General features: G+C 59.2%; 13 protein-coding genes. 10 read left to right on the plus strand and 3 right to left on the minus strand.

Features of this window, described 5'->3' with window-relative positions:
* Positions 1–51 precede the first annotated feature (51 nt).
* Complete coding sequence (locus tag KF841_09385; GenBank protein ID MBX3395566.1) at positions 52–471, minus strand: hypothetical protein; 420 nt, start codon at positions 469–471, stop codon at positions 52–54.
* Positions 472–723: 252 nt separating this feature from the next.
* Here KF841_09385 and KF841_09390 point away from each other — a divergent pair, with 252 nt between their 5' ends.
* From KF841_09390 to KF841_09405, 4 genes are all read left to right on the plus strand, one after another.
* Positions 724–2229: a HAMP domain-containing histidine kinase gene (locus KF841_09390; protein MBX3395567.1), complete on the plus strand. Its 1506-nt coding sequence runs from the start codon at positions 724–726 to the stop codon at positions 2227–2229.
* Entirely contained in the window at positions 2213–2824 is a 612-nt protein-coding gene (locus KF841_09395; protein MBX3395568.1) for a response regulator, read from the plus strand. The genes KF841_09390 and KF841_09395 overlap by 17 nt, the downstream gene beginning before the upstream one ends.
* A gap of 176 nt (positions 2825–3000) precedes the next feature.
* The gene (locus KF841_09400) at positions 3001–3522 is read left to right on the plus strand and encodes a hypothetical protein (GenBank protein ID MBX3395569.1); all 522 of its coding nucleotides are present in this window, start codon (positions 3001–3003) and stop codon (positions 3520–3522) included.
* Positions 3519–5060 (plus strand): hypothetical protein, encoded by a 1542-nt coding sequence (locus KF841_09405; GenBank protein MBX3395570.1) that lies wholly within the window; start codon positions 3519–3521, stop codon positions 5058–5060. The genes KF841_09400 and KF841_09405 overlap by 4 nt, the downstream gene beginning before the upstream one ends.
* A gap of 11 nt (positions 5061–5071) precedes the next feature.
* On the opposite strand, the gene KF841_09410 is transcribed toward KF841_09405, so the two are convergent.
* Positions 5072–6253: a glycosyltransferase gene (locus tag KF841_09410; protein MBX3395571.1), complete on the minus strand. Its 1182-nt coding sequence runs from the start codon at positions 6251–6253 to the stop codon at positions 5072–5074.
* Between KF841_09410 and KF841_09415 the strand changes: the two genes are divergently transcribed.
* The 6 genes from KF841_09415 to KF841_09440 all read left to right on the plus strand — a co-directional run bounded on the left by KF841_09415 (position 6252) and on the right by KF841_09440 (position 13602).
* Entirely contained in the window at positions 6252–6959 is a 708-nt protein-coding gene (locus tag KF841_09415; GenBank protein ID MBX3395572.1) for a c-type cytochrome, read from the plus strand. The two genes, KF841_09410 and KF841_09415, sit on opposite strands and share 2 nt — an antisense overlap.
* Before the next feature lie 53 nt (positions 6960–7012).
* A complete protein-coding gene (locus KF841_09420) occupies positions 7013–8503 on the plus strand; it encodes an SDR family oxidoreductase (protein MBX3395573.1) in 1491 nt (496 codons plus the stop codon).
* An 8-nt stretch (positions 8504–8511) separates the two neighbouring features.
* Positions 8512–9219, plus strand: coding sequence for an alpha/beta fold hydrolase (locus tag KF841_09425; GenBank protein MBX3395574.1), 708 nt, complete (start codon positions 8512–8514; stop codon positions 9217–9219).
* Entirely contained in the window at positions 9216–10304 is a 1089-nt protein-coding gene (locus tag KF841_09430) for a hypothetical protein (GenBank protein MBX3395575.1), read from the plus strand. Before KF841_09425 ends, KF841_09430 begins: the two co-directional genes overlap by 4 nt.
* Positions 10305–10689: 385 nt before the next feature.
* Positions 10690–12819 (plus strand): hypothetical protein, encoded by a 2130-nt coding sequence (locus KF841_09435; protein MBX3395576.1) that lies wholly within the window; start codon positions 10690–10692, stop codon positions 12817–12819.
* Positions 12820–12888: 69 nt separating this feature from the next.
* A complete protein-coding gene (locus tag KF841_09440; GenBank protein MBX3395577.1) occupies positions 12889–13602 on the plus strand; it encodes a YdeI/OmpD-associated family protein in 714 nt (237 codons plus the stop codon).
* Here the strand turns inward: KF841_09440 and KF841_09445 are convergent.
* Entirely contained in the window at positions 13599–16388 is a 2790-nt protein-coding gene (locus KF841_09445; GenBank protein ID MBX3395578.1) for an MMPL family transporter, read from the minus strand. The two genes, KF841_09440 and KF841_09445, sit on opposite strands and share 4 nt — an antisense overlap.
* Positions 16389–16498: the final 110 nt, after the last annotated feature.

Here is a 16498-nt window from a genome sequence, read left to right on the forward strand (position 1 = left end):
CACGGGGTTCCGGTCGCGGCGTTCTTTGCAGGCGACAGACTGCCTGCGTAATCAGATTTCGAAATCAGATACGCGCTCTGCGCGACGGCCGCAGGAATGCCACAACAGCAGGACCAGTTCGGTCTTGTCAGCCGTGTCGGTTTTGCGATGAAGATTCCGAAGGTGCCGCCGAACGGCGGGAACGGAGATATTGAGCGTCGACGCAATGACGGAATTCTTGTGGGCAAAGCAACAGAGGTTGAGAACCTGCTGTTCGCGCGGCGTCAGGTCGCATGCGCCGGTCAGCGACGCAATCGCATCGCCGGCCATCGGCGGCAACTCCCGGGTCATGCGCAGGAGTTGAATCGTCGGATTCGGTTCCTCCAGTCGGCTGGCAGACGCGGACAGCTTCTTCGCCCGAGCGCCATCTGGCGACCGATGTTCGCCCTGTCGCGGCCGGCCATGGAATAGAAGACGTGAAACGGCAACCATGTAGAGAACCTCCCTTTGTGTCACGTTCGCGGTAGGACTTTCGGCAAGGAAAATGCCAACTGCATAATTTGCACAGCGCCTTACGCAGCGCGCGAGCCTCTTTTGCGCCGCGAAAAGCGGGCTTTTCAATTATCAGGACGCCTCTTCAGGGGCCGGTGAGTTGAAATCAGACAGACGGGAATTACAGCGCGTGCGTTTCGATACAAAGCCGCGTGTATAATGGCACATGGCGCGTATCGTGGGGAGTGTGAAATGACGCTCGGGCGACGTCTGACGGGAACAACAGCCGTGTTCATTTGCGGCATTGTGCTGTTGGGCGCGGCGTCGACCTCGGGTTTAAGCGGCTTGCGCGAGCACGCAAGAATTGCACGCGATGAGTTCCTCGAACTCCGCATGATTCAGCGCGCAGAGGCATTCGCCGAGGACGTGCATGGCCGATCTCGTACGGCCGACTACGACCGATCCAAGGCGCGCGACGAACTCGACTCTGCGATCTCGATTATTGATGAATTCCTTGCATTCCAGGATTTGCAGGTTGGCGCAGACCCTGCGCATCAGGAGGCTGAACGGCGAGGGGCGACACGCGCCAGGGCCAGTCTCGTGGTGCTGCGCGACGGCGCGCAACGCACCGCCGACATCGCTGAAGATCGCAAAGAGATCGAATCCGCTCTGGGTGAACTGAACCAGTTGATTCAATCGATGGACCGGCTGATTGCCATTAACCACGCATCCGCGGCGACAAAGCTGTACGAATCGATCCTTTTCATCTCAATTCTGGCGGTCTCGCTGGCGATTGGCGCCGTAATACTGGGATTCTTCCACCACCGCTCGATCATGCGGCCGATCCGCCGGATGCAGGCGGCCGTGCGCCGTATCGCGTCGGGCGCGCTGGCCGAACGTGTCGCAATCTGCGGTGACGCCGAGTTGGTAGCGCTTTCAGAGGACCTGAATCGGATGGCGCAGGAACTGCAGGCCGTCTATCGCGATCTCGAGGAAAAAGTGCGCGTAAAAAGCCACGAGTTGGTTCGTTCTGAGCGGTTGGCGAGCGTCGGCTTTCTCGCGGCGGGCGTGGCGCACGAGATCAACAATCCGTTGAATATCATGTCCGGTTTTGCGGAGCTGTCGCTCTCACGGCTGCGAAAGGCATCCAGCCCCGATGCCGTGGCCGAAGCGCGTGAGTCGCTTCAAATTATCCGCGACGAGGCGTTTCGGTGTCGGGATATTTTGCAGCGACTTTTGTCGCTGGCGAAGATGGGAGACGACCTCCGCGCTCCGGTGTCGATGTCGCGGATCATCGACGAAATCGTGCATATGATCCGGGCCGTCAGCGCCAATCGCCACCGGGACGTGTCGGCGGAAATTCCACAGGACGACGGACTGGTGATCAACGGCAACGAATCGGAGATGAAACAGGTCTTATTGAACCTCGTCATCAACGCCTTGAACGCCGTGAAGCCCGTCGTCGGTCGCGTTAAAATCACAGGCCGGCGCGAAGGGCCGCGCGTTGTCGTGGATGTAACCGACAACGGCTGCGGCATGTCACCCCAGACAATCGAACAGGTTTTTGAGCCATTCTTTACACTCGACACCGGCGCAGCCGTACACGGAGCAGGACTCGGCCTATCGATATCTCACGCCATTGTCGAAGCGCACGGCGGTTCGGTCACCGCACAAAGCGATGGCTTGGGATGTGGAAGCCGATTCACCGTCTCCCTACCGGCTGAAGCCAGATCGGAGGCCAGTGGACAAGCTGCTTGAAGACCAACCAGCAAGCGATCGGGTGCTTGTCGTGGACGATGAGGCGCGCCTTCGAGAATTGTGGAGGCGGGCATTGCGCGACATGGGCTTGTGCGGCGCGGGCGCTCGCAACGCCGAAGAGGCTGTCGCGCTGGCCCGCGAGGTGGAATTTGGCGTCGCCATGCTGGATTTGAATCTTCCGGGCTGCAACGGACTCGACCTGCTGGATCAACTTCGTGCTCTTCAGCCCGACATTGCGGCCGTGATCGTGACGGGTTACGGCACGCTCGACGCGGCAAGGCGCGCCATTCACCTTGATGTGGTCGAGTTTCTCACGAAGCCATGCAGCCTTGGAGAATTGGAGGCGGCCGTCGATCGCGCCCGCAACAGATTCCGCTTACGCCGGACTGCGGAAAAATCCGCGCCCATTGAGCAATTTTCGCCATCAGCCGCTCCGACTGCCACAACCATGTCCGAGGTCGAACGAAAAGCGATTCTTGAATCACTTGAGCGCAATGGCGGCAATCGCATCGCGACGGCCCGCGAACTTGGCATCAGCGTCCGCACGTTGTATTACCGGCTTTCGCAATATCAGCGTGCGGGATTTGTCGCGTGAGCCGTTGCCGCGAGAAGGCGGCAGGCATTCGTGATCATGCGCCGGCGAAAGTCTGATCAAAACACGTCCAGGCGCGTTGAACTGCAAAATTTGCAAAATAGGGAACTACTCATCTCTCGCACGTATAGTTAAAGGAGCTTTTTCCAACAGCGAGGATTGAGATGGAACCATCCACCTTGAACGTTACGAAACCAAGCGGTCGCGGACAACTCAGCATGGAAGGCGTCATTACGGACATCAAAGCCAGTGCGTGCTTTCAAACTGAATCCGCATGGCTTGCTCGCGGCGGGTTTCCCGTTGCGCCACGTCCCAGACTCTACAAAGTGCTTGAAAAAGACATGGTCCGCGTGATTTTTCCCACCCTGGTTACGACGGTGGACGAAGGCACGGCCGTCGGGCTGATCTGTCTTTATTCACTTCAGGACCGGTCGACGATCTACGCGCATGCGGTCTTTGCCGGGCCCACCGCCAACGCTTCGCTGCGCAGCATTTTCAATCCGCCGACGCAGGCCAAGCCCCAGCCGGGACTTGACGGCAATCTGGCGATTCTGAAATTCGTCGCATGGAAAGCCGCGGGGTGGAGCAAATTCCTGAATGACGAACTGGCGATGGGAACCGATGAAGCGTCGCGAATCTGGATCGAGAATTTCTGGAAAGCGCTCGATCGCATGTACGGCGGAGGAAACCTGATTTCGTGATTCGCCAGCGTCGATTCTTGGCACAGTTCACGTCGGGCCTTGTTTTCGTCACCGCTCTTGTCCTGGCCGGCTGCGTGCCCGCCCAATTTGAAGACGGGCTTGGATGGACGGTCCGCCAATATCGAGCGACGGATGCACGGTACCGCGCGGTGGCGGATATGCCGTTTCTGCGCATCGATGATTACTCGCTCGATCAACTGCGGACACTGTCGGCTTCGGGTGCATCGGACGATTCCCCGGCGAATCTGGTCGAGATTCTGGCGCGATGTCATGAATTGGCCATCACCTCGGTTCAGAACGAGATCGATCACCTGCCGTCCAAAGCGATCGACGAAATCTGGCTACGGTATTTTCAAAATGAACCAGAGCCGAAGGATCGTCGAGCGGCGATTCGAGACCGCTACGTGATGCAGCTCAGGAGCGACTACACGTCGCTTCGCGATCAGGCGACCGCTTCGAGAAATCGCACTGAAGCCACCCGAATCGCGCGATCGATCGTCGACAAAGTCGGCCCATCCGTGAAGGACCAGCGTGGAAGCGGGCTGCTTCTGGAGGCAGTCCAGTCGCAGTATGAACGCGATCGAGCAGCGGGCTTCACAGCGGCCGGACCCTTCGATGTGTATGCACCGCCGTCATCGCCGGAATTCCAGAACGCATTCGCCTCGTGGAGTCCTGACGAATATTCATCGCTCGTGCGCTTTGCTCCGATTCTGCTGCAGGAACGACGGTCCAATGCCAAATATCCTGCGCGAGTCGACGAAATCGGCAAGGTGAACCTCTCGGGTTCGCCCGGCCGCATCGAGGTCCATGTCGAGACTTCGACACCTGTCCTGTATGCCTACACCCGCAAGGCGGTGATTCGCAATCATGCGTATCAGCAGCTTCTTTATTGCTGGTGGTTTCCCGAACACCCTTCGATGACGCAGAATGACCCGGAAGCCGGGCTTGTTGATGGCGCGACGATCTGCATTACGCTCGATTCGCACGGTCAACCGGCCGTTGTTGAGACGATTCAAAACTGCGGATGCCACATTCACTGTTTTGCCAATTCCAATCTGGAGGAGAAAGCGCGGCGGCAATGGAAGGACGCTGCCGGTTCCGCGCTGGAGCCTCTGGAAAAGCCGGCGGACGATCGGCCGCGGCTCACAGTGGCAGGCCACTTTGTCACCGGTGACTCCGGCGATGCAACGCAACTATACGTCATCAGCCGTGCAGGCTATCACGATGTGATTGCCGTTCACGGCGTTGACTTTGACCCGGAAGGCGGACGAACCGTCCTGTCAAAGCGAACCTACGACCTCGTGGCATACGATACGCTTGAGAATCTTCCCACCCAATTCGGGAAGGCCAGCATGTTCGGGCCTGACGGCCTGGTCCACAATGCCGGTCGCCCAGAAGGCTGGCTGCTGGCCCCGACCGGTATGCGCAGCGCGGGTCAACCGCGGCAGCGTGGCACACAGATGGTCTGCTGGGACGCGCTTGACTTCGACGATCCGCACCTGCTGGAGAAGACCCTGCGCCTGCCGAACGACTTCTGATGCGAATTTCTTCATGCCTCTATTCTGGTTCTCCGAACCTGGTAATGCGTTCCACGCCATTCCACGTTCGATTTCCTCAGGCTCTTGAAGAGTGCGGCCCCCAGGATGAGAAGTACCCCGATGCACGAGAGCGGATAGAGCCAGAGATATCGAATTCTGCACCGAGCGATCGAGAAGAAACGCACGCTCGTCGTCATGAGCATCGCAAGATGCAGAACGCCAAGTCCACAAAACACCTGCCAGACAAGCCCGCCGCCATGGAGCACGCGCGACAGACAAATCGGAATCGTGATGAAAGGCGTCAGCGAACCCACGACGATCGACGCCATGCAGAGCGCTATTTGCAATGGTGTGAGTACGCCGATGTAGATGCGCTGCCAGCCGCGGAAAAGTTCGCGAAGCGACGCATACATTCGAACGCAGCAGATGTCGGGTCCGATCGCACTGGCAATGCGGAACCCCGCGGCCCTGAATCGACGCGCGAGGGGGATGTCCTCAATCAGGGCGTCCCGAACCGCGCGATGGCCGTCCACCGAAAAGTAGACCTCTCGCCGAACCAGGAGGAACTGGCCGTTGGCGAAAGCGACGTGATCCTTGTCACGGGCCGATCGGCCATACCAGATGACAATCATGGCGCCGCAGAGCGGCAGCAGGAGCCGTTCCCAGAATCCGACACTGCCGTCCCGCGGCCAGATGCTCAGCATGTCCAGCGTTCCCGTTCCTGCATAATGAACGGCATTGACCAGGCCGCGCGGCAAGACGTGGCAATCGGCATCGACGAACATCAGCCAGTGCGTCGTCGCCTGCTGCGCAGCACACCACATCGCATGAGATTTGCCCATCCATCCCTTCGGCAGAGTTTCAATCCGCTGAACACTCACGCGGGGATCGCCGCCGGCCGCGGCACGAACCATGCCAGCGGTATCGTCGTCCGAACGATCGTCCACCACGACGATTCGAAAATCAGGATAATCCTGACTGAGAAGATGTTGCAGGGTATCTGTTATCCTCGTCGCCTCGTTTCGCGCGGGAACGATGACCGTCAAGGACTCCTGTGCACTGTTTGCGGGATCGTCCTCGACGAACATGCCGTCGCGCCTCGCGCGATTCATGATGACATGCTGCCAAATCCAGACGAAAATCACCGCGACTTGCAGCAAGGCGGCCAGCAACTGGAGCGATAGAATCAACATGGGTGCAAACCGGGATTCAAGCGACCAATTCGAAATGGGCGTAACAAAGGTGATGAAGACTTCGGCTGCAATCAGAAGCGTAATGGATCTCCGAAAACAGGCAAAGGCGGTTGTATTTCTTGTCGCCACATTTCCGTTTGCGTCCAGTTGCTCCGGTCCACTGCCGCTGACGACCGCGATCCTGCCGGAGCACGATTCCGCATACCTCGAACGCCTCAATACCCACCACTTCGACGGACGAACGGCCTACCTGACGTGGAAGGCTGAAGAAACCGGCCGATCGTCTGAGGATCTCGCGAAGGCCGACGAAGCCCTGAGCAGTACGAAGAATCCGTTTGACGCCTACGCCAATGCCGATGCAGTGAGCCGGGGAGCGGTCATATATAAGTACCACTGCGCCCGCTGCCACGGCGACGACGCGCGCGGCCACGGACCTTCCGCCCTGGCGACGCATCCGGCCAACGATTTTCGGGCATTCAGTCAGCGATTTGCCTCGGGTCTTCACCGTGGCGCACCACGCCGATGGTTCAAAAGCATCTCGGAAGGCTTTGGCGATCCCGTTGATTACCCCGATGAACCGCGCGGCCCCGCAATGCCGGCGTTCGGCGACAAACTGACGCGCGAACAAATCTGGCTTGTCATCACGTACCTTCAGACACTCGACGCGCGGGCGCCCCAATCGCATGGACCGACCGCATCGAAGTAGGCGTTTGCACTGAATGTGATCGAGCCGCGCAAGTAGCGGGAATGGAGTTGTGGATGGCGACCATATTCCTCACAGGTGCAACCGGGCTGCTCGGCCATTACACCCTCGCCGCCTTGTTGTCGCGGGAGGGTGTGACGGTTCGGGTCCTGGTTTCGCCGCCAGTCGACGAGAGCATCGCCCGACTGGGACTCCTGCTCAAGGAAATTGGGGTCGATCTGGCGTCCGCGATTGGTTCCGGTCGCGTGTCGATCGTTCCGGGGCGCCTTCCCGATCGACTTGACCCTATGCAAATGGCCGGCGTGGACACCGTGCTTCATGCCGCAGCCTCAACCCGGTTCCACATGGATGCCTCCGGAGAACCGTTCCGGACGAATGTCAACGGGACGGCGGCACTGCTTGGGTTCGCGGCACGCGCGGGCGTGAAGCATTTTGTACTGGTGAGCACCGCGTATGTGGGCGGTCTGTCATCCGGGGTGCTTCCCGAGGACCGGTTGGCGACTTGCAGCCCCAACGCCAATGATTATGAGCGATCCAAATGGGTGGCCGAGCAATCCGTCCTGAAATGGTCAAATCGCGAAAGACGCGGCGTCATTGTTCGGCCTTCGATTCTGATTGGCGATTTGGCGAATGGCCGCTCCACGACGTTTGGCGGCGTCTATATTCTGGCCCGGGCTGTCGAACTCATGGCCCGTGCGATCGAACATGAACCGCTGATTGATCGCAAACGCATTCCGTTGCGCATCATGGGCCGACCCGAGTCTTTCTTGAATATCTCGCCGGTGTGCTGGACCGCCCTTCATTTGTCGGCGATTGCTTCCCATCCACCCGATTCGCCCGAAATCGTCAACCTCGTGAATCCGGCGCCGCCGTCGTGTGATGACGTCAAACGATGGCTTGAGGCGCAGTTTGATCTGGGTGGAGGCCGGTTCACGACCGAGGCATGGCCATGGGCCGATGCGACTGACTTTGAAGAGGTGTTCTATGCTGCGGGTGAAGGTGTGCATGCCTATTTCCGGCGTGACCTGCATATTGAGACGAATTTCCTTTCGGCCCGGGGCGAGTCTGGATCCCTGGTCAACGAAGCCCACTTCCAGAAGTGCATCAACTATGCTCGAGATCGCCGGTGGGGCCGCAGGGCACCGACTCTGACGAGGGCGTCGATCCCGCAGGGCGGAGACATCCATCCCGCGTGGTACTTCGAGCAATTCATGGCCAGCCGGCTTCCGACGTCATCCATCTCGCGCATCAGCGGCTTCACCGCGATCGTGCGATACATCATCGATGGGATCGAAGATGGGGAGTGGGTGTGCCGATTCCAGGCGGGCCGGATGGTCGAACTTCGGCGCGGCCGAAATTCTCTTCACGAAAACTTCGGCTTTCGCGTCGGTCGCGAAACCTTTGTCAGGATTGTGACGGGTAAACAGACCATTCAGTCGGCCTACTTTCAGTCGGAAGCGGAGATTTTCGGCGACACTCTCATGGCGATGAAAATGGTTCCGATCATGGATTCCTTCCTGCTCGAGTGTCCTTTGCCTTCGGGGTAATTCGTTCCATGCGACCTCGCGGCCACATCTCCGAGGAGACGGTTCGCTTCAGATGCGGATCACTGATGCTGAACGGGCAATTGGCCTATCCGGAGTCGGGACGGCCGCATTGGGCGGCCCTCATCGTCGGCGCACATCCTCTGCTGGGAGCCAAGCCCGGCAATAACATCGTGGATGCGCTGCGCAGCTCGCTCGCAATGAACGGTGCCGTAACAATGTCATTCAGCTATCGGGGCACGGGCGCAAGCGACTCGGGCAATCTGGATTGGCAGCGCATGATCTCTGATTTCTGGCGGGACAGTCACGTTGCTGAGGAAAGCACATGGCTGGAGGATGGCCGAAGCGCGTTGGAATTCCTTCGAACGGTTGTTCGCAGTCCCATTGTGCTGGTGGGATACAGCTTCGGTTGTTGGATCGTCTCGTGTTTACATGCGACGCGGAACGCCGCTGCGGCAGTTTTCATCTCTCCCAATCCGACGCAGCACGATCTGAGCGGCATAAACGCCGGGGGCATCCCTTTGCTGGTGATATCGAGTGATAATGATTTTTCATGCCCGGTGGAGATTCTGAGGAGTTGGTTTGATTCTCTGCACAATCCGAAAACTCACGTCCTGATTCCGCAGGGCGAGCATTTCTTCAGAGGCCGTGAGGCCGAAGTTGCGGAAGCGACCAACGCACAACTGGCGGCGTGGGTTATACCGAGGGCGATGGCTTGATTCACACCATGGATGCTCAGGACAAGATCGAGAAACGAATTGCTTCGCTTATTGCTCTCCATTTCGACCCACAGGACGGCACACCTTACTGGATCGAGCGATCGAAACAGCTTTCGTTTGATCCTCGCGATGCCATTCATCAATTGAACGATCTGCACCGCCTGGGCTTTATGGATCAGAATGCGCTGCGCTCCCGCCCCCTTGCTGATTTTGTTCCGCGATCAATCTGGGAACGTCGAAATGACCTGATCATCGCCCAAACCGGCGGCACGCTCGGTGAACCCGTGTGGACGGCCTATACACCCGAGGAATACGAATCGGCGTTCGTCGCGCCATTCGTGGCAGCAGCGGACCACGTCTGCTTCCCACGCGGCGGAACATGGTTGTACGTCGGGCCATCGGGCCCGCACATCATCGGCCGTGCGGCGCGGTCCATCGCGCTGGCAACCGGTGCGCGGGAACCGTTCACCGTCGACTTCGACTCGCGATGGGCGAGGAAACTGCCGTCCGGGTCATTTGCCGCTGACCGTTACCTGATCCATGTCGTTGAGCAGGCACTCGCCATCGTCCGCACACAGCCCATCACGCATCTGTTCACCACGCCGCCGGTGCTGGCGGCGCTCGGCGATCAAATGTCTCAGTCCGAACGGACGCGAATCATCGGCATTCACTACGGCGGGCTGTCGCTGACGCCGGGACAGCTTCAACGCCTTCAGGAGCAGGTCTTCCCCGATGCCGTTCATTTGTCGGGCTACGGCAATACGCTTTTCGGCTGTTGCCTTGAACTGAACGTCCATCGCGGCCGCGATCTTCGGTACTTTCCCTGGGGCGAACGAATCGTGTTCGGCACATGTCCAGACGAGAACGACGCAGCTTCAATCGACTATGCCATGCACGATGTTCGGGGGCGCTGCATCTTCACACGACTGGCCGAGACCGTGCTGCTCGTCAACATGCTCGAACGTGACGAGGTTGCGATCACGCCGCCACCCGATGACGCGCCGGCTGGGTTCACGCTATCCGGAGTCATTGCTCCGACGCCGCGTCAGCAAGTGACTGCTGCGACCGCAGCGTCGCTCTACTGAACGCCGGCAGACCAGATCAGATCGTGGCAGACTTCTGTCTGACTCAAGCAGCGGATCCGGCGATTGGAGAAACCCGAAGCGCCGCGGTGACGTTTCATCGTGCCGACGGGAGGTTGGTCGGTGCTGACTCGGCGCGGCCGTGCTCAGCGTCCGCGGACCGGATGGCGACGACCGCCTCAGCGATCCGATTATCATTGAGAGCGACGGATTTGCAGCGCGCGGGACAAAATTGTTACTATCTCCCTATACGACTGGCGGGATTTCGATTCCCGCCACGCCCCGTGGGCGCAACAATTCCGGCACTGCCGGGAGATCGACAATCGCAGGGTCGCCAAGCCCGGTGGGATTTGCTTCGGCGTGAAACAAAACAAAAGCATAGGGAATCATGGATCGAAACGCTCGCACAATTCGCTTGAGTTCGCTGATCTCACTGGCCACGGCCGTAAACTTCTTCGGCCCGTCTCAACTTCGCGCTGAGACAACGCAGACTCCCGTTTCTCTCGGATCCGCCGCTCAAGGCGTCGGCACAGTCGTGGACATTGAGCAACCCCGGCAACTCGACGCAGATTCGATCGAGGTCACTCTGCCAATTCCGAACGCGGAGAAGCCGATCGTCCTTCATCGCTATTCAATGCGTGCCGCGGGGTTCAAGGTCATCAAGTATCTTGATGCGACGACATCCGTCGACTTCGACGTTTCGCCACCGTGCACGTTCAGGGGTGAAATTCCGACTCTGCCCGGGAGCGATGTCGGACTGAGCCTCACGCCCGACGGCATCAATGGCATGATCTTCGACGGCGCGGGCGGCACGTGGTTTATCGAACCGGAGGCGATCCCGGCAGAGCGCTTAACAATCTCGCACGGCGAATGGCGCCGCGCGCACCGCGTGTATCGAGCGATCGATGTGCCGGCGGTTCCAAACGTTCGATGCGGCGTCTCCCCGGACCTGGACGCGCGATTTTCGCCCGTGCCCAGCATGGCGTCCGGCGAATCGGCCGGAGGTGGATCGCCTCGCGGCGGCGCGACATTGAGCGTGTGTGAGATCGCTCTCGACTCGGACTATCTTTTCTTCCAGCGCGCGGGCGGGACGTCGACAGCGGTCGTTGTCGATGTCGAAGGGCTGATGCTCGCCATACAGATGATCTATGAACGAGACACCAGCATCGCCTATTCGATCACGTCGATCGTGGTTCGCACGACGCCGCCGGCCGACCCTTATAGCAGCACCGATTCGTACACGCTGCTTTGCCAGTTCCGCAACCAATGGAACAATGTCCTCGGAGCGATTCCGCGCGATATCACCCATCTCCTCACCGGTCGGCAGCTCGACGGCAGCATCGTCGGCCTTGCGTGGCTTGGCGTCGTGTGCAACAGCGCGGGGAGTTCAGGCATCCAGGGTTGCACCAATTTTGAAAATCTGGGTTATGGTCTGTCGGAGTCGCTTTTCACCACCAATTATGCCAACCGAATCAATCTGACAGCTCACGAGCTGGGGCACAACTGGAACGCCTGCCACTGCGATCAGGGCGGTTGCACCGGCGGCGGAGCCGATGCGGATTGCGGCATCATGTGGTCTTTCATTACGGGCTCGACCACGTTTGGCAGCCGATCGATCAATGCAATTGTCGATCATCGGAATTCCCGAACATGCCTCGATGTGAGCCCCGTTCCAGAGGACGATGTTTACGAGGAGAACGACAGCCTAGCGCAGTCGGTACCGCTGCCGTTTGGCACGACCAATCTCGTGATGGCGGACGCCGCCGATTACTTTTCGTTCACATTCTGCGAAACCGGTTCGATTACGGTCTCCGCCAGTTACGATTCGCCGCTCAACCTCCGTCTGACGGTCCTCACAAGCGGCGGCATCACCCTGTCGACCGTCACCGGGGCGAACGGATTCGCGACCGTCACGCGCAACCTCGCGCCCGGCGGCTACCGAATTCTCATCCAACGGACCACAGGCCATTACGGGCCGTATGTAATGACGGTGACCGGTCCGGCCGACTGCAACAGCAACTCCCGGCAGGATCGGTGCGATATCCTGAATGCGACGAGCGCAGACTGCAACGCCAACAATATCCCCGATGAGTGCGAAGCGGACTGCAACGAGAACGGCATCCCGGATGATTGCGACATCGCCTCCGCCACGGTCGCCGATTGCAACAACAACGGTATCCCCGATTCATGCGATCTCGCCGCTGCAACCAGTGTCGATTGCAACGAGAATGTCATCCCCGATGAGTGCGAAGCGGACTGCAACGAGAACGGCATCCCGGATGATTGCGACATCGCCTCCGCCACGGTCGCCGATTGCAACAACAACGGCGTTCCCGATGTCTGCGAGAGAGGTGACTTTGACTCGTCCGGAGCCGTTGACCTGGCGGACCTCGCTGATTTTGTCGGGGCGCTTCTCGATCCACTCGCGCCCTGCTCGCCACTTGGCGATCTTAATGGCGATGGCCTGGTCGACAGCATGGACATCCAGCCATTCGTGGATGCACTTCTACTCTCGTAGATCGGTTTGATCATGAGGAACGACTCAACAGAATAACGAGCCGTATTGATCGCATTAGAGGAACATGCCATGGCAAAGATTTCCCGGAAGCTTCCCCCAACACCCGCGAAACGGTCGACGAGCAAACGCGCGGCGAGCGGCAAGACGACGCCCGCCGGGAGCCGAACGGCTGACGTTGACGCGTATATTCAGCGCGCGCAGCCATTTGCCAAACTCATCCTGACCAGGATTCGCGCGGCTTTTTTGAAGGCGTCTCCCGAAATAATGGAAACGATCAAATGGGGTGTGCCGCATTTTGTGTACAACGGCAACCTTGGCGGCATGGCGGCTTTCAAGAACCATGTCAGCTTTGGCTTTTGGAAATCGAAGCTCATGGATGATCCAGCCAACCTATTTCGGGGCGAACCGCGTGGATCGATGTGCGTCTCCCGGTTTGCCTGCGCAGAAGAACTGCCCGCCGAGAAAGTTCTGATCGCCTATGTCAAGGCAGCCATGGCGTTGAACGAGCCGGAAGCCGTCGCGAAGCAGGCGGCTGCGCGCGCTCGCGGGAAAAAAAATCCTCCGAAGCCGGTCGTGGTGCCGCCGGATCTGCACAAGCTTCTCATGCAACCGCGGAACGTGAAGGCCCGCGAGACCTTCGAGGCATTACCACCCAGCCACAAACGCGAGTACATCGAATGGGTGAACGAAGCCAAGCGCGACGAGACGCGGCAGAAGCGACTTGCAACGACGCTGGAATACTTGAACCAGGGAAGGTCGAAGAACTGGAAGTACAAGCACTAAACGCCCGTCAATCCGTCCACTTGTTGCCTCAGCGGCCGCCACTTCAGCAGCACCGGCAGCAACAACAGCGAAACGAACAGGCAACTCAACAATCCGACCGCGAGCAAAAGCCCGAGGCGCGCGTTGGCGGGCACCTGCGACAGCGTCAGGACCAGCATCCCGGCGGAGAGGGCCAGCGCATTGACCGTTACCGGGAAACCCGTGTCAACCAGCGCCTGGCGGACTGCAATCTCCGGCGATGAGGCGATCGCGCGGAACCTGTCGAGAACATGAATTGCGAAATCGACGCCAGCGCCCAGGATCATCGCCGCGAACATGGATGTGGCGACTCCCAACGGAATCCCCATCCAGCCCATTGTCGCAAAGACGATCGGGAGGGACAGCGCACACGGCAGAACGCAATAAAGTCCGTACTGCCACGAGCGCCCCATGATGCAGGTCACCAGGAAAATTCCGACAAGCGAGAATACAAGTGACTTGACCTGCGTCGAAACAATACCGTCGATCAGCGCCTGACTGACAGCCACATCACCGGCGAACTCCAGGGAGATACCCTCCGGCGCGAGTTTCTCGCGTTCGAATGATCGAATCTGCCTCATCAACCGAGCCGTATCCACGAAGTTTGCGTCGCGGAGGTAGATGGTCGAGAGCGCGCGTGCATAACTCGAATCGACCAGTTGCCGACGGCGCTGCGGACCGCGAATAAAGGCGTATTTGCTCCAGAGAGATTCAATTTCGTCGACGCTTTGTGGAATCCTTCGTGAGTCGGGCTCGTCGGGTCGGATCATGTAGCGTGATGTTTCGATGTAGTCCGCCGCATCGAGCACGCCGCCGACAGCGTAGCGTGTCTTCCCCCTCATGAACTCACCCAGAGACCTGACCGCAGCCATGACACTCGGCGAGGTCATCGGGCGGCCGGCGACTTCGATCCGCACCGGCCGCGACTGGTTCCGATCGACCACATAGATCGGAAGACCATCGCTCCGCGGCGTTCGAAAGCATTTCTGCGAGCCGTGGGTTTCGATGGATTCAATCGACGATCGCCAGCTCTGACCTGATCCATCGTTCGGTCGCGAAGTCGAGGCCTCGCCGTGATCCTCCATCGACGAAAGCCAGATTCGATCCCCGATGAACTGTTCAGGCGGCCGCAGCAAGTGCGCGGGGAGTGGATAACAATGGTCCTTGAAGGTGTCTGATTCGGCAGTGTATGCGAACGTCCGCTTCGAGGCATCGACGCAGACCTGCAGTACATGCGTCCCGAAGAACTGCTCGTTGAACGCGGCTGTCGCGTGGCGAAATTCGCTGTGAGGATCGAATCCGTCGATCCAGCTATCCTGCACAACAACTTTCCTAATGCCGAAGATCGATCCGAACAGCAGCAATCCGAAGGCCGGCACAATCAGCGCCCGGCGCCGCATCAACAACTCAGCCAGCCGTGCGAAGGGACCGCCAGGCGCTTTGACGGTGTGATCACCTGAAGCGGCCGATTCCGCACTCAGGACATCGCCCGACGAAATCCGGACCACTCGCCGCGGATTGATGATGGTCAGTATGGCCGGCATCACCGTCAGCGACCACACCATGCAGAAGACAACGCCGAAAGCCGTGACCACGCCGAACATTCGAACCGGTTCGATCGGCGCCCAGATAAACGATGCAAATCCCACTGCGGTTGTCAGCGATGTGCGCATGATCGGGCCTGCCATCTCCCGCATTGTGGCGCGCACCGCCGCGCGATGGCTCTCCGTCTGGTCGATCGCCCCGCCGGCCGCATGAACATGGCGGCGATAACAACTGAGCAGGTGAATCTCATCACACACGCCGGCGGCGGTGAGGATGATCGGCACCACGGCAATCGTTAGGTAAATGGGAATGCCGACAAGCCCCATCAGCCCGAACACGAAGAACAGGCATGCGCCGACCTCCAGCATCGGTATGACGGCTGAGAGCGTCCGCCGAAACCCGGCGGCAAAGACCAGGATCATCAAGAGAATCGCGACCGGCAGAAGGCCAATCCGGCGGGAGATGAACCGTCGCACGGCAAACAGGCGTGCGACGAAGTCAGAATCACTGTCGGAGATTCCATCTGATTCCGTTTCACCGAATGTGCTCGCGCCGAGCAGCTTCGGAGGAATGCCGAGATCCTCGATAATGTGAAGTCCCAGCAGCGCTTCCGCGACTGGCGCGCCGATTACCTGAATTCGATCATTCGCCGGAACCCGCAGTCGTTGTATCGCCTTATGCACATCCGTGAAGAAACGTACACGATCGCATTTTGCAGGCGTGCCGACATAGACGGCCGTGGACTTCTCGTCGAAGGAAACGATCGAGCCCGTGTACAGTCGAATCTTGCGCACATCATCCCGGAGTCTGGCGATATCGGAACCACTCTCGGGCAAAGGATCCAGTAGTGTCGCAAACTTCAGCGAGTTCGGCAGATGCCGGAAACCGACTTCGGTCGCGAGGCTCGTGACCGTTGCGGGCGTCACTCCGTTTACGCTCGACACGGCCAGGGTCACATCGCGTACAAATTGGAGCGTGTCCTGATTGAATATGCCGTCTGGGTGGGTGCTGGAGACGAGCACGACCAACGGGTCAAGAATGCCGAACTCCGCCCGAATCTGCTCGTCGATCCGGAATTCCGGCGCTCCGTGCGGTACCAGGGCATGACCGTCGGTGTGTAGCCGGAGCCTTGGCAATCCGGGCATCGCGGACAAAGTGACAACTGTCGCTATGAGCAAGACCAGGTACGGTCGTCGGATTGAAAAATTGATGATTCTGTTCACTCGAAGGCCGAACCTGTCCCGGTCTCGATAGCGTCTTTCGCTCCACCGCAAGCGGATCGGGCAATCCCTCGCGTCGAACAACCAGCCGATCCTACCACGCGCACCCCGAT

Source organism: Phycisphaerae bacterium (genome assembly GCA_019636475.1).
Classification (GTDB): domain Bacteria; phylum Planctomycetota; class Phycisphaerae; order UBA1845; family UTPLA1; genus JADJRI01.